A 14,392-nucleotide genomic window follows, 5' to 3' on the forward strand; every position below is an offset into this window, starting at 1 on the left:
TCCACACCACCTGTCAACTTCGTCGCAAAGGTCTCCATCCGCGCTGGCATGAACGCTGTCAATCTGCTCGACTTCGATCTCGAAGGTCTCGCACGCTGGTGTGCTGGATTCGGAGAGAAGCGTTTTCGGGCGACGCAGTTGTTCCGCTGGATTCACCAGCGCGGTGCTTCGGACTTTGCGCTGATGAGCGACCTCGCGAAATCGCTGCGCGAAAAGCTCGATCAATCGGCCTTCATCAAGCCGCTCGAGGTGATCAGCGAACAGGCTTCGGCCGACGGCACGATCAAGTGGCTTTTTTCGGTCGGCAACGGTGATGCGGTCGAGACCGTCTTCATTCCGGAAGACGACCGCGGCACCTTGTGCATCTCGTCGCAGGCCGGATGTGCGGTCGGCTGCCGCTTCTGCTCGACCGGCCACCAGGGCTTCAGCCGCAACCTGTCGACCGGCGAGATCGTCGCCCAGCTGTGGTTTGCCGAACACCATTTGCGCAAGCGGCTGCAGTTGCCGGTTGGCCAGCGGGCGATCACCAATGTGGTGATGATGGGCATGGGAGAGCCGCTGCAGAACTATGCGGCGTTGCTGCCGGCACTGCGCGTGATGCTCGATGACCATGCCTACGGGCTGTCGCGCCGTCGAGTGACGGTATCGACGTCGGGGGTCGTTCCGATGATCGACCGGCTGCGCGAGGACTGTCCGGTCGCGCTGGCGGTATCGCTGCACGCGCCGGCCGACCTGCTGCGCGACGACCTCGTGCCGCTGAACCGGAAATACCCGATTGCCGAGCTGCTCGGCGCCTGCGAGCGTTATCTGGAGCGCGCGCCGCGCGACTTCATCACCTTCGAATATTGCATGCTCGACGGCGTCAACGACAGCCTCGAGCAGGCCGGTCAGCTGCTGCAGATGACCCGCGGGCGCGGCGCCGATGGCCAGCCGGTGCCGGTCGTCAACTGCAAGTTCAACCTGATTCCGTTCAATCCCTTCCCGGCCTCCGGGCTGTTGCGCTCGCCGACCGAGCGCGTGCAGGCGTTTGCGCGCTGCCTGCAGGACGGTGGCGTCGTCACGACGGTGCGCAAGACGCGCGGTGACGATATCGATGCCGCCTGCGGTCAGCTGGCCGGCGAAGTCCAGGACCGCACCAGCGTCAGGCAGCGCACCGCAACGCGGGCGCCGATCCGCATCCATGCGCGTGGTTCTGCAGTGCGGCCGGTGCCGCCGGAGGGGGTGCGATGACGGCAGGCACCTCGTTGCTGAAGATGGCAATGGCCGTGTTGCTGGCCGCGCTGCTGGCCGCCTGCGCGAGCGGCGGCGCTCGCGGGCCGAACATCCTGCAAACCGCGACGCCCGATCGCATCACCTCGTCCGACGAGCCCGAGCACACGCGGCGCGCACGGGTGCGGCTCGAACTGGCGAGCGCCTATTTCGCGCGCGGCCAGGTGGTGATCGCGCTCGATCAGGTCAAGCAGGCGATTGCCGCCGATCCGATGATCGCGCCGGCATTCAATCTGCGCGGCCTGATCTATTCGAATCTCGGTGACAACCAGCTGGCCGAGGAAAGTTTCCAGCGCGCGCTGGCGCTCGACCCGGCCGATGCCGACACGATGCACAACTACGGCTGGCACCTGTGCCAGCAGTCGCGCCACGCCGAGGCCGAGGCGCTGTTCAAGCGCGCACTCGAGGTGCCACGCTACGACGCGACCGCGAAGACCTTTCTGGCGCGCGGGGTCTGCCATGCGCGGGCCGGCCGGCTGGATTTGGCCGAGGCCATCCTCGAGCGGGCCTACGACCTCGATTCCGGCAGCCCGCTGATCGCCGTCAATCTGGCCGAAGTCCTTTATCAGCGCGGTTCCTTCGAACGTGCGCGGCAGCTGATGCGGCGCGTCAACGGACGCCTCGAATCGAGCAGCGCGCAGACCTTGTGGCTGGCGGCGAAGATCGAGAACAAGCTCGGCAATGCGCAGGCTGCGCGTGCGATGGGCGAGCAGTTGGCGGCGCGGTTCCCTGAGTCGCCGGAGGCCGGCGCTTATGAGCGGAGGCGGTTCGATGAATGAATTCGACGCTGCGACGCCAACCGACACCGCGAAGGGTGGCGCGGGTCGCTTGTTGCGTGAAGCGCGCGAGGCGCAGGGCATGTCGATCGACATGCTGGCGACGTCGATGAAGGTCAGCGTGCGCAAGCTCGAGATGCTCGAGGCCGAGCGCTTCGATGAATTGCCGGACGCGACGTTTGCACGCGCGCTGGCGCAGGCCGTTTGCCGGGCCTTGAAGATCGACGCTGCGCCAGTGCTGGCAAAGTTGCCGCCGCCGTCCGGGCACCGCATCGAACTGGTCAGCGAAGGCCTGAACGAGCCGTTCCGCGACCATCCCTCGCGGCTCGATCCGCTCGCCTGGGCGGCGACGCTGAAGGCGGCATGGGCGCCGGCGCTGGTGCTGGCTCTGGCCGCGCTGGTATTTTTCCTGCCCGGCTCGTTGCTCGAATCGACCAAGTCGCTGATTGCCGACGTCACCGGCGCCATCCGTGGTACCGGCCAGCCGGCGGACCAGGATACCGTCATCGAAACCATCCACCCGTCGATCGACCTGATCGCGCAGTCCGGCCAGGCGCCGGCTGCCGCGGCGTCGCAACCGACGCCAACGGCCGAGCCGGGTGCTGCCGCGCCGGCGGCTTCGGCTGCCCCGCTGTCGGTCGCGCCTTCGACGACGGCGCCGCCGCCGGGGGTGCTTGAACTGCATGCCACCGCCGAGTCGTGGATCGAGGTCAAGGACGGCCGTGACCGGGTGCTGCTGTCGCGCAGCCTGCGGCCGGACGAAACCGTGCAGCTCGACGGGGTCATGCCGATGCGGGTGAAAATCGGCAATGCGGCCGCAACCAGGCTGCGTTATCGGGGCGAGCTGATCGATCTCGCACCGATGACCAACGAAAACATCGCGCGAGTGCTGCTGAAGTGACTGCCAGACCAGACCATCCAGACGACGCAGCGGCCGGTAGCTCTGGCACTGCGGGCCACGATCTGCCCGACGGCTTCATCGAACCGGCGCGGCCTGCGGCGCGCAACCGCCTGCAGGCAGTCGTACGATGGGGCGATCGCGTCGTGACGATCGGTGGCGATGCGCCGGTGCGCGTGCAGTCGATGACGAATACCGACACCGTCGATGTGATCGGCACGGCGATCCAGGTCAAGCAGCTCGCGGTTGCCGGCTCCGAGCTGGTGCGCATCACCGTCAATACGCCGGAAGCTGCTGCCGCGGTGCCGCACATCCGAGAGCAGCTGGATCGGATGGGCATCGATGTGCCACTGGTCGGGGATTTCCATTACAACGGCCACCGCCTGCTGAGTGATCACCCGGCATGCGCCGAGGCCCTGTCGAAATACCGCATCAATCCGGGCAATGTCGGCAAGGGTGAAAAGGGCGATCGGCAGTTTGCGCAGATGATCGAGATCGCGGCGCGGCTCGGCAAGGCGGTGCGCATCGGTGTCAACTGGGGCAGCCTCGACCAGGAACTGCTGGCGCGGATGATGGACGACAACGCACGTTTGCCGGAGCCGTTCGAGCCGCAGCAGATCATGTACCGGGCGATCGTCGGCTCGGCACTCGAATCGGCGCGCGACGCCGAACGGATCGGCCTGCCGGCCAACCAGATCATCCTGTCGTGCAAGATGAGCGGGGTGCAGGACCTGGTCAGCGTCTACCGCGCATTGGCACGCCGCTGCCGCTACGCGCTGCACCTCGGCCTGACCGAGGCCGGCATGGGCACCAAGGGTACCGTTGCATCGACGGCGGCGCTGGCGCTGCTGCTGCAGGAGGGCATCGGCGACACGATCCGCGTTTCGCTGACCCCGCAGCCCGGTGAGGCGCGGACCCAGGAGGTGGCGGTGGCACTGGAGGTGCTGCAGTCGCTCGGCCTGCGAGCCTTTAATCCCAGCGTGACGGCATGCCCTGGCTGCGGCCGCACGACGAGCACGACCTTCCAGGAGCTCGCCAAGCAGATCGACGATTTCCTGCGCGCGCAGATGCCGGTCTGGCGAGGCAAATATCCGGGCGTCGAGTCACTGAAGGTTGCGGTGATGGGATGCATCGTCAACGGTCCCGGCGAAAGCAAACACGCCGACATCGGCATCAGCCTGCCCGGCACCGGCGAGTCGCCGGCCGCGCCGGTCTTCATCGATGGGGAAAAGGCGCTGACCCTGCGCGGCGACAACATCGTCCAGGAGTTCCATTCCCTGGTATCGGCTTATATCGAGAAACGCTACGGCGGGTCCGGCGACGCTGCCGTGACGCCGCCGCTGGCCGAAAACGCCTGATTCCGGGCAGCACGGTCCGGTCCGCTGACAGCAGCGCGGCCGCGGCGCGGCCCGCTTCCACTTTCAACGCAATACCTGCAATGGCGACAACGCTGAGAGCCGTCAAAGGCATGAACGACATCCTGCCGCCGGATTCGGCGCGCTGGGAATGGCTGGAGGAGCAGATCCGCAGCCTGATGCGTCGCTACGGATATGCCAATGTCAGAACGCCGATCGTCGAGCCGACGGCCTTGTTCGTTCGCGGGCTCGGCGAGGTGACCGACATCGTCGAGAAGGAGATGTATTCGTTCGAGGATTCGATGAACGGCGACCGGCTGTCGCTGCGTCCGGAAAATACCGCCGGCGTCGTCCGGTCGATGATCGAACACAATCTGCTGCGCGACGGCGGACGCCGGCTCTATTACATCGGGCCGATGTTCCGCCACGAGCGGCCGCAGAAGGGCCGCTCGCGGCAGTTCCACCAGTTCGGGGTCGAGGCGCTCGGTTATGCAGGTCCGGACGTCGATGCCGAATTGATCCTGCTGCTGCGCGCGCTGTGGCGCCAGCTGGGTCTCGTTGAAGGCAGCGACATCAGGCTCGAGCTGAACAGCCTTGGCCAGCCCGACGAGCGACAGGCGCACCGCGCCGCGCTGGTCGACTATCTGACGGCCCATGCGCAGCAGCTCGACGAAGACTCGCAGCGCCGGCTGCACAGCAATCCGCTGCGCATCCTCGACAGCAAGAACCCGGCGATGCAGGCGCTGATCGAGGCGGCGCCGAAGCTGAGCGATTTTCTCGGCGCCGACTCGCTGGCTCATTTCGATGCCGTGCGAGCGGTGCTCGATGCCGCCGGGCTCGCCTACCGTGTCAATCCGCGGCTGGTGCGTGGCCTCGACTACTACAACCTGACGGTGTTCGAGTGGGTCACCGAGCGCCTCGGCGCGCAGGGCACGGTCTGTGGCGGCGGCCGCTATGATGGGCTGATCGAACAACTCGGTGGCAAGCCGGCGCCGGCGGTCGGTTTCGGGCTCGGCATGGAGCGTCTGCTGCTGCTGCTCGAAGAGTTGAAGATTGCTGCGCCGGCCGAAGCGCCGAACGTCTATGCCGTGGTGCCGGCGGCCGATGCGCTGCCAAAGGTCTTTGCCGCATTGGAGACGTTGCGGGCAGCCGGTGTCTCGGTGCTGATGAATGCCGGCCTGAGTGGCATGAAGGCGCAATTCCGTCGCGCCGATTCCAGCGGCGCGCGCTACGCGCTGATCTTCGGCGACGAAGAACTGGCGCGTGGTGAGGTCGCGCTGAAGGACCTGCGCGATGCCGCAGTGCCGCAGCGCAGCCTGTCACTCGACAAGGTCGCCGACTGGGCGGCCGAACTCCTCAACGCATAATCGCGCCTTCGCTGAAGGTAATACTCGACATGGCAACGCAACTCGACCTGGAAGAACAAGAACAACTCGACCAGCTGAAGGCCTTCTGGAAGCAATACGGCAATCTGATCACCTGGCTGCTGATCGCGGTGCTCGGCAGTTTTGCCGCCTGGAACGGCTGGAACTGGTGGCAGCGCGAGCAGGCGGTCAGTGCCAGCGGCATGTACGACGAGCTCGACAAGGCGGTCGGTTCCGACGACGTGGCCACTGCCAGCAGGATCTTCGACGATCTGAAATCGCGTTACCCGCGGACCGCCTATGCGCAGCAGGCCGGCATGCTCGCCGCCAAGCTGCAACACGAGAAAGGTCAGTCCGACGCCGCGCAGGCGACGTTGCGCTGGGTTGCCGAAGAGGCCACCGACACCGAATATCGAGCGCTTGCGCACCTGCGGCTGGCCGGCCTGCTGCTCGATGCGCAGCAGTACGACGCCGCGTTGAAACAGCTCGATGCCGCCGAAGGCAAGGAGTTCGAGGCGCTGGTCGCCGATCGCCGCGGCGACATCCTGCAGGCCCAGGGCAAGCTCGACGAGGCAAAGGCCGCCTACCAGCAGGCCTGGAAGGCCTTCGACAGCGAAGTTGCCTACCGGCGCCTGGTTGAAGCCAAATTGACGGCGCTCGGCGCTGCACCGGAGGCCGCCCGATGATCCGATCTGATTTCCTTCCTGCATCGACGGCGTCGCGATTGGCACGCTGGGCTGCGACCGCGCTGGCCGTTGTTGTCGTGGCCGGTTGCGCCAGTGGCCCGGCAAAACCGAAGCCGGGCCCGCTCGAAGCGATCAGCTCGCCGCTGCCCGGCCGCGTGGTCTGGCAGCAGCGCATCGGCAATGTCCAGTTTCCGCTGGCGATCGCGGTCAACGGCAGTGCGCTGACCGTTGCCAGCAGTGATGGCACGATGGCTTCCATCGAAGCCGATACCGGCCGCGTGCTGTGGCGCGTTTCGCTCGGCGCGCGGCTCGGCGCCGGTGTCGGCGGCGACGGCCGGCATGCCGCCGTGGTCAGCCGCGACGGCGAACTGTTCGTCCTCGACAGTGGTCGCCTTGCCTGGCGCAAGAAACTCGGCATCCAGGTTAATACCGAACCGCTGGTCGCCGGTGCGCGGGTCTTCGTTCTCGGCAGCGACCGCAGTGTCCGTGCCTTCGACGTCCTCGACGGTCGCCAGCTGTGGGAGGTCCGCCGCTCCGGCGAACCGCTGACGCTTGCCCAGCGCGGTGTGATCGCGCCGTACAAGAATACCTTGCTGGTCGGCCAGGGACCGCGGCTGGTCGGACTCGATCCTGACAACGGCACGGTGCGCTGGGAAGTGGCGATCGCCGCGCCGCGCGGCACCAACGAGATCGAACGCCTGGCCGATCTGGTCGGGCCTGCGGTGCGGGTCGGCGAAACGGTCTGTGCGCGTGCCTTCCAGGCCGCGATCACCTGCGTCAATGCCGAGCGCGGCGCATTGTCGTGGACTCGCAACCTCGGTGGCACCGATGGGCTTGGAGCCGATGAGGAACTGGTCGCCGCCGCCGATGCGTCGGATCGGGTGAGCACATGGAAAACCGGCTCGGGTGATGCCGCGTGGAGCAGCGAGAAACTGCTGTACCGCGAGCTGGCGACACCGCTGGTCACCCGCGACGCCGTCGTCTTCGGCGATGCCCAGGGCACCGTCCATTTTCTGTCGAAGGGCGACGGCGCGACCCGGCTGCGGCTGCCAACCGACGGCAGTGCGATCGTCGGCACTCCGGTTCTTGCCGGGCGCACGATCGTCGTCGCGACCCGCAACGGCTCGATCGTCGGGATTCGCTCCGAATGATGCTGGTCCAAGCCCGTGGCGGCAGCGCCCGTCCCGCCAGTGGCGGGCCGGCGATGCCGCCGCATCCGTGGTGGATGCCTGCCCGCGCCATTTCACGGTCGATTCGATGAAGCCGGTCATTGCGATCGTCGGGCGGCCCAATGTCGGCAAGTCGACATTGTTCAACCGGATGACTAAAACCCGGGATGCGATCGTCGCCGACTTCTCGGGGCTGACGCGCGACCGCCACTACGGCGACGGGCGGCTCGGCAACCGCGAATTCATCGTCGTCGATACCGGTGGCTTCGAGCCGGACAGCACGACCGGCATCGTCCGCGAAATGGCCAAGCAGACGCGGCAGGCGGTCGCCGAAGCCGATGCGGTGATCTTCGTCGTCGACATCCGCGCCGGGCTGTCGGCGCAGGACCACGACATCGCGCGTTATCTGCGCTCGATCGGCAAACGCGTCGTGCTCGCCGCCAACAAGGCCGAGGGCATGGTCGAGTCGCCGCTGCTCGGCGAATTCCACGAACTCGGAATCGGTGATCCGCATCCGGTGTCGTCGGCGCACGGGCAGGGCATCCGCAGCCTGCTCGAAGCCGCGCTCGATCCGTTCGGCCCCGAGCCGGACGACGACGAGGAAGAAGCCGACGATGCCGGCGCGAGGCCGATCCGGCTGGCGGTGGCCGGGCGGCCGAACGTCGGCAAGAGCACATTGATCAATACCTGGCTCGGCGAAGAGCGGCTGGTCGCATTCGACCTGCCCGGCACGACACGCGACGCGATCACCGTGCCGTTCGAGCGCCATGGCCAGCAGTTCCAGCTGATCGACACCGCGGGCCTGCGCCGGCGCGGCAAGGTTTTCGAGGCGATCGAGAAGTTTTCGGTCGTCAAGACGCTGCAGGCGATTGCCGATGCGAATGTCGTGCTGCTGCTGCTCGATGCGACGCAAGGCGTCAGCGAGCAGGATGCGCATATCGCCGGCTACATCCTCGAAAGCGGGCGCGCGGTGGTGATCGCGGTCAACAAGTGGGATGCCGTCGACGCCTATCAGAAGGAATTGCTGCAGCGCTCGATCGAGCAGCGGCTTGCCTTCCTCAAATTCGCTCCGGTGCTCAATATCTCGGCGATCAAGCGGCAGGGCCTCGGCCCGGTCTGGAAGGCGATCGCCGATGCCCATGCGTCGGCGAACTGCAAGATGTCGACGCCGGTGCTGACCCGACTGATCCAGGAGGCGGTCGAACACCAGACGCCGAAACGCTCCGGCATGTTCCGGCCAAAATTGCGTTATGCGCACCAGGGCGGCATGAATCCGCCGGTGGTCATCGTGCACGGCAACTCGCTCGAACATGTCACCGAGGTCTACAAGCGTTATCTCGAGACGCGCATCCGGGCCCACTTCAAGCTTTCTGGAACGCCACTGCGCATCGAGATGCGTTCGAGTCGCAACCCTTTCGCGGGCAAGGCAGGCTGATCCGGCCGCCTGCGCGAGCGGGGCGCTGTGGTACCGTATCGACCGGTCCAGACGGTTTTTCAACACGGAGAATATCGTGAGCAACAAAGGTCAGCTTCTGCAGGATCCCTTCCTGAACCTCCTGCGCAAGGAGCATGTTCCGGTTTCGATCTACCTGGTCAACGGCATCAAGCTGCAGGGCCACATCGAGTCCTTCGACCAGTACGTCGTGCTGTTGCGCAATACCGTCACGCAGATGGTCTACAAACACGCCATCTCCACGGTGGTGCCGAGCCGGGCGGTCAATTTCAGTGCCGCCGAAGCGCCGGAGCAAACCCCCTGAGTCGCGCTGCATCCGATCGACCTGCCGGGCCCTCCGTGTTGAACGAGCCCGACGCCGCTGTGCCTGCGTCCGACACCCGGGCAGGCGGCGGTGGCGCTGCGCGCGCCATCCTGGTCGGTGTGCAATTCGCAGGTCGTCCCGGTTTCGACGAAAGCCTCGACGAACTGGCTTTGCTGGCAGAGTCGGCCGGCGATCATCCGGTGGCGCGGGTGGTTGCGCGGCGCAAGGCGCCGGATGCGGCGCTGTTCATCGGATCCGGCAAGGCCGACGAAGTCAAGGCGATGGTCCACGACCTGCAGGCCGAAGCGGTGCTGTTCGACCAGGCGCTGTCGCCGGCCCAGCAGCGCAACCTCGAACGCCATCTCGGCGTCGCCGTCGCCGACCGCACGATGCTGATCCTCGAGATTTTCGGCGAGCGTGCGCAAAGCCACGAAGGCAAGCTGCAGGTTGAGCTGGCGCGATTGCAATATCTGGCGACCCGGCTGGTGCGCCGCTGGAGCCACCTCGAGCGCCAGCGCGGCGGCATCGGCGGCCGCGGCGGCCCGGGTGAGGCGCAGATCGAACTGGACCGGCGGATGATCGACGATCGCATCAAGTCGGTGAAGCAGCGGCTGGTGCGCGTGAAAAAGCAGCGCAAGACGCAGCGCCGCGCCCGCGAGCGCAACCAGACCTTTCGGATCTCGCTGGTCGGCTATACCAATGCCGGCAAGTCGACGTTGTTCAATGCATTGGTGAAGGCCAATGCCTACGCCGCCGACCAGTTGTTCGCGACGCTCGACACGACCACGCGCCAGCTGCATCTGGACGACTCACGCCGATCGGTGTCGGTGTCCGATACGGTCGGATTCATCCGCGAACTGCCACACAAGCTCGTCGAGGCCTTCGAGGCAACCTTGCAGGAGGCTGCCGACGCCGATCTGCTGCTGCACGTCGTCGATGCCTCCAGCCCGCAGCGGCTCGAGCAGATCTCCGAAGTCCAGCGTGTGCTGCGCGAGATCGGCGCCGGCGAGGTGCCGCAGCTTCTGGTCTTCAACAAGGCCGACCAGCTCGACCAGGCCGAATTGCCGCGCGAGCGCAGCGACGTCTTCGAGATCGAGACCGGCCGCCGGGTGCCGCGCATCTTTCTCAGCGCGGCCAGCGGCGACGGTCTGCCCGAATTGCGCCGGGTCATCGCCGCTGCTGTCGAGGGCGAAGACCCGCCGGACTCGGCGCCAATGCCAGGGAGTGACGACGTCCCCGACGCGTCGCCGAACGATTTCCACCAATCTGCAGCATGACCTCTCGATCCACCTTTGAAGCCGTTCCCCGATCGGACTCGCGCCTGCGCGAGCTGATCGTTTCGCTGCGCCGCCTCAGCAGCGCGCTCGTCGCGCGTGCGGTGCATCGCCTGCGCGGCCGGCCGGCCGGCCTTTCATCCATCGATGGGCCGATCCTCAACAACGGCAATCGCGGCGACGGGCCGCCAGACCTCGACGAACTGTGGCGCGATTTCAACCGCAAGCTGAGCGGACTGTTCGGCGGCAAGGGCCCGGGTCGCGGGCCTGATGGACCGCGCGGCGGCGGTGACGGCGGCGGTGGAGGCCCCGGCTTCCAGCCCGACATGAAAAGCGCCGGCATCGGCGTCGGCCTGATTGCCGGCGTCGTGCTGCTGATCTGGCTCGGCAGCGGCATCTTCATCGTGCAGGAAGGGCAGCAGGCGGTGGTGACCTCGTTCGGCAAATACAGCCATACCGCAGATGCCGGCATCCAGTGGCGCCTGCCGTATCCGTTCCAGGCCCACGAAACGGTGCCGGTGACGCAGCTGCGATCGGTCGAGGTCGGACGCAGCGCGGTGGTGCAATCGACCGGCATCCGCGATTCGTCGATGCTGACGCAGGACGAGAATATCGTCGACATCCGCTTCACGGTGCAGTATCGGCTGAAGGATGCTCGGGCCTATCTGTTCGAGAACCGCAACCCCGACGAAGCGGTGGTGCAGGCTGCCGAATCGGCGGTGCGGGAAATCGTCGGCAAGAGCCTGATGGATTCGGTGCTGTACGAGCGGCGTGATGCGATCGCCGCCGATCTCGTCAAGTCGATCCAGGAGCAGCTCGACCGCCTGCAGGCCGGCATCATCGTCGCCAACGTCAACATGCAGAACGTGCAGGCGCCCGAACAGGTGCAGGCCGCGTTCGACGATGCCTTCAAGGCTGGCGCCGACCGCGAACGGCTGAAAAACGAAGGTCAGGCCTACGCGAACGATGTGATCCCGAAGGCGCAGGGTACCGCGGCGCGGCTGCGCGAGGAGTCCGAAGGCTACAAGGCGCGCGTGATTGCGCAGGCCGAAGGTGATGCGAGGCGGTTTGCCAGCGTGCTCACCGAATACCAGAAGGCGCCGGCCGTGACCCGCGACCGGATGTACATCGACACGATGCAGCAGGTGTTCAGCAATGTCAGCAAGGTGATGGTCGACAGCCGCAACAATTCGAATCTGCTGTACCTGCCGCTGGACAAGCTGCTGTCGCAGCAGTCGGGCGAGGCGCCGCCGCCGGCGGCGACGTCCAGTGAAGTCAATCCCACCGTTCCGGCCGCTGCCGTCGACGTGCGCTCGCGCGACGGTCAACGCAGCCGCGACCGTGATAGCCGCTGAACCCCGGGTCCCGTTGTCATGAATCGCATTGGTCTGATCGTTTCCGGCGCGTTGATCGCGCTGATGATTGCCTTTTCCACCTTGTTCATCGTCGATCAGCGGCAGTTCGCGGTGATCTACGCACTCGGCGAGATCAAGGAGGTGGTGACCACGCCGGGTCTGAAATTCAAGATGCCGCCGCCGTTCCAGAACGTGGTCTTCCTCGATCGGCGTGTGCAGACGCTCGACAGCCCGGAAACGCGGCCGATCTTCACCGCCGAGAAGAAGGCGCTGGTGATCGACTGGCTGATCAAGTGGCGCATCTCCGATGCGCGGCAGTTCATCCGCAACAACGGCGTCGACATCCGCAACCTCGAGTCGAGGCTGAGCCCGGTCGTGCAGGCCGCGTTCAACGAGGAGGTCACGAAGCGCACGGTGCAGGAGATGCTGGCCACCGATCGCGAGCGGGTGATGCAGGGCGTGCGCGAGCGTCTCGCCGACGAGGCGACCTCGTTCGGTATCCAGATCGTCGACGTGCGGATCAAGCGGGTCGATTTCTCGGCGACGATCACCGACTCGATCTACCGGCGCATGGAGTCCGAACGCAAGCGGGTTGCCAACGAACTGCGCTCGACCGGTGCGGCTGAAAGCGAAAAGATCCGCGCCGATGCGGACCGCCAGCGCGACGTGATCGTTGCCGAAGCCTACCGCGATGCGCAGAAGGTCAAGGGTGAGGGCGATGCGAGAGCAGCTGCGATCTTCGCCGAGGCCTTTGGCCGCGATCCGCAGTTTGCGCAGTTCTACCGCAGCCTCGAGGCCTACCGGGCGAGCTTCCGCAACAAGTCGGACGTGATGGTGCTCGACCCGTCCAGCGACTTCTTCAAGGCCATGCGCAGCGGCGGCGGCTCCAGCGCAGCCGCGCCTTCGGCGGCGCCACGCCGCTGAGGCTGCAACGGTGGGAGACCTGCTGCTGGGCGCGCTTGCGCTGATGCTGGTGGTCGAGGGCCTGCTGCCGTTTTTCAACCCCGGAGCCTGGCGCCGGGTCTTCGAACGCGCGATCCAGATGAGCGATGGCCAGATCCGCTTCATCGGCCTGACCAGCATGCTCGCCGGCGTCGCGATGCTGCTGGTCTTCTGGAATTAAGTCTCCCGAAGCGCTCGATCGGTTTGCTGCGCCGCGCAGCGGCCGCAGCCCCGTCAAGCAACGCCCGCGGATCCGGCTTTGCCGGTCCGCCAGGCGGCGCCCCTTGGGGGCAGGAGCGCAGCGACTGGGGGGCCGGTACAATCCCGGTTTTAATCCTGTCGAAATCACATGTCGTCTGCTTGGCTGTTGCCTGAGCACATCTCGGATGTGCTTCCCGCGCAGGCTCGGCACATCGAGGAATTGCGACGTGGCCTGATCGACGGGGCGCGTCGTTGCGGTTACGAACTGGTCATTCCTCCGCTGCTCGAGCACCTCGAGTCGCTGTTGTCCGGAACCGGCCATGCGCTCGATCTGCAGACCTTCAAGCTCGCCGATCAGCTGAGCGGCCGCACCCTCGGCGTCCGTGCGGACACGACGCCGCAGGTCGCCCGCATCGATGCCCATCTTCTGAATCGTGTCGGGCTGGCGCGACTTTGTTATTGCGGCCCGGTGCTGCACACGCGGCCCGCGGGCCTGAGTGCCAGTCGCGAGCCCCTGCAGTTCGGCGCCGAGATCTACGGGCACGGCGGCATCGAGGCCGAACTCGAGATCATCGATCTGGCGCTCGACGGCCTGGCGAGTGCCGGCCTCGACGGCATCGCGCTCGACCTCGGCGACACCCGCATCGTTCGTTCGCTGCTGGCCGGGATTCCGGTCGATGCGGCGAGTCTGTCGGAGGTGGTTGCCGCGCTTGCCGCGAAGGATCCGGCGGCGCTGCGCGAAGCCAGTTCCGGCTTTCCCGACGAGGCCCGCGCTGGACTGCAGCAGCTGCTCGGCTTGTATGGCGCGGTCGACGTGCTGCAGGCAGCCGAGAAGCAACTGCCGGCGCGCGCGCCGTTGCAGCGGGCGCTGGCCGATCTGCGGCAACTGGCAGAACATGTCGCGCGGGTGCACCCGACGGTGCAGCTCGGTGTCGACCTGGCCGACCTCGGCGGCTATTCCTATTACAGCGGTTCGCGGTTCGCGGTGTATGCCGCCGGATCGAGCGACGCGGTGCTGCGTGGCGGCCGCTACGACGAGGTCGGTGCGGTATTCGGGCGCAACCGGCCCGCCGTCGGCTTCAGTCTGGACGTCAAGCTGATCGCAAGCCTGTTGCCGACGCGGCGCGGTGGTGCAGCAATCCGCGCACCGTGGAGCGACGATCCGTCCTTGCGCGCCGCGGTGCGCCGGCTGCGCGAAAAAGGCGACGCGGTCGTCTGCATCCTGCCCGGACATGAACACGAAGGCGAGGAGTTCGAATGTGATCGCGAACTCGTTGCCATTGACGGCCAGTGGCTGGTGCGATCGCTCTGAAGCGCTCGCCCATCCAGCCCGGCGTCATCCACCC

Annotated in this window: 14 protein-coding genes; all 14 read left to right on the forward strand. The window is 66.4% G+C overall.

What is annotated here, in order from left to right:
- Window positions 1-48: 48 nt before the first annotated feature.
- The 14 genes from rlmN to ACNH6H_RS22560 all read left to right on the forward strand — a co-directional run bounded on the left by rlmN (window position 49) and on the right by ACNH6H_RS22560 (window position 14,358).
- Window positions 49-1,230, forward strand: coding sequence for a 23S rRNA (adenine(2503)-C(2))-methyltransferase RlmN (rlmN, locus tag ACNH6H_RS22495; protein WP_418320512.1), 1,182 nt, complete (start codon window positions 49-51; stop codon window positions 1,228-1,230).
- Window positions 1,227-2,048 carry a type IV pilus biogenesis/stability protein PilW gene (gene pilW / locus ACNH6H_RS22500; RefSeq protein ID WP_418320513.1) on the forward strand — a complete coding sequence of 274 codons (822 nt, stop codon included), beginning with the start codon at window positions 1,227-1,229 and terminating at the stop codon, window positions 2,046-2,048. Before rlmN ends, pilW begins: the two co-directional genes overlap by 4 nt.
- Complete coding sequence (locus ACNH6H_RS22505; protein ID WP_418320514.1) at window positions 2,041-2,946, forward strand: helix-turn-helix domain-containing protein; 906 nt, start codon at window positions 2,041-2,043, stop codon at window positions 2,944-2,946. Before pilW ends, ACNH6H_RS22505 begins: the two co-directional genes overlap by 8 nt.
- A gap of 62 nt (window positions 2,947-3,008) precedes the next feature.
- Window positions 3,009-4,301 carry a flavodoxin-dependent (E)-4-hydroxy-3-methylbut-2-enyl-diphosphate synthase gene (gene ispG, locus ACNH6H_RS22510; RefSeq protein WP_418321455.1) on the forward strand — a complete coding sequence of 431 codons (1,293 nt, stop codon included), beginning with the start codon at window positions 3,009-3,011 and terminating at the stop codon, window positions 4,299-4,301.
- 80 nt (window positions 4,302-4,381) lie between these two features.
- Window positions 4,382-5,665 carry a histidine--tRNA ligase gene (gene hisS / locus ACNH6H_RS22515; protein WP_418320515.1) on the forward strand — a complete coding sequence of 428 codons (1,284 nt, stop codon included), beginning with the start codon at window positions 4,382-4,384 and terminating at the stop codon, window positions 5,663-5,665.
- A 29-nt stretch (window positions 5,666-5,694) separates the two neighbouring features.
- Window positions 5,695-6,348 carry a YfgM family protein gene (locus tag ACNH6H_RS22520; RefSeq protein WP_418320516.1) on the forward strand — a complete coding sequence of 218 codons (654 nt, stop codon included), beginning with the start codon at window positions 5,695-5,697 and terminating at the stop codon, window positions 6,346-6,348.
- Entirely contained in the window at window positions 6,345-7,499 is a 1,155-nt protein-coding gene (gene bamB, locus ACNH6H_RS22525; protein WP_418320517.1) for an outer membrane protein assembly factor BamB, read from the forward strand. Before ACNH6H_RS22520 ends, bamB begins: the two co-directional genes overlap by 4 nt.
- 106 nt (window positions 7,500-7,605) lie before the next feature.
- Window positions 7,606-8,952, forward strand: coding sequence for a ribosome biogenesis GTPase Der (gene der / locus ACNH6H_RS22530; protein ID WP_418320518.1), 1,347 nt, complete (start codon window positions 7,606-7,608; stop codon window positions 8,950-8,952).
- Between the two features lie 76 nt (window positions 8,953-9,028).
- A complete protein-coding gene (gene hfq / locus ACNH6H_RS22535; RefSeq protein ID WP_418320519.1) occupies window positions 9,029-9,274 on the forward strand; it encodes an RNA chaperone Hfq in 246 nt (81 codons plus the stop codon).
- A 107-nt stretch (window positions 9,275-9,381) separates the two neighbouring features.
- Complete coding sequence (gene hflX, locus ACNH6H_RS22540) at window positions 9,382-10,551, forward strand: GTPase HflX (protein ID WP_418321457.1); 1,170 nt, start codon at window positions 9,382-9,384, stop codon at window positions 10,549-10,551.
- Window positions 10,548-11,903, forward strand: coding sequence for an FtsH protease activity modulator HflK (gene hflK, locus ACNH6H_RS22545; RefSeq protein WP_418320520.1), 1,356 nt, complete (start codon window positions 10,548-10,550; stop codon window positions 11,901-11,903). The genes hflX and hflK overlap by 4 nt, the downstream gene beginning before the upstream one ends.
- An 18-nt stretch (window positions 11,904-11,921) precedes the next feature.
- Entirely contained in the window at window positions 11,922-12,827 is a 906-nt protein-coding gene (gene hflC, locus ACNH6H_RS22550) for a protease modulator HflC (protein ID WP_418320521.1), read from the forward strand.
- 10 nt (window positions 12,828-12,837) lie between these two features.
- Window positions 12,838-13,026, forward strand: coding sequence for a DUF2065 domain-containing protein (locus tag ACNH6H_RS22555; RefSeq protein ID WP_418320522.1), 189 nt, complete (start codon window positions 12,838-12,840; stop codon window positions 13,024-13,026).
- Window positions 13,027-13,194: 168 nt separating this feature from the next.
- A complete protein-coding gene (locus tag ACNH6H_RS22560) occupies window positions 13,195-14,358 on the forward strand; it encodes an ATP phosphoribosyltransferase regulatory subunit (RefSeq protein WP_418320523.1) in 1,164 nt (387 codons plus the stop codon).
- Window positions 14,359-14,392 lie beyond the last annotated feature (34 nt).

The organism is Pseudideonella sakaiensis (assembly GCF_048320135.1).
In the GTDB taxonomy this organism is placed as follows: Bacteria; Pseudomonadota; Gammaproteobacteria; order Burkholderiales; family Burkholderiaceae_C; genus Ideonella_A; species Ideonella_A sakaiensis_A.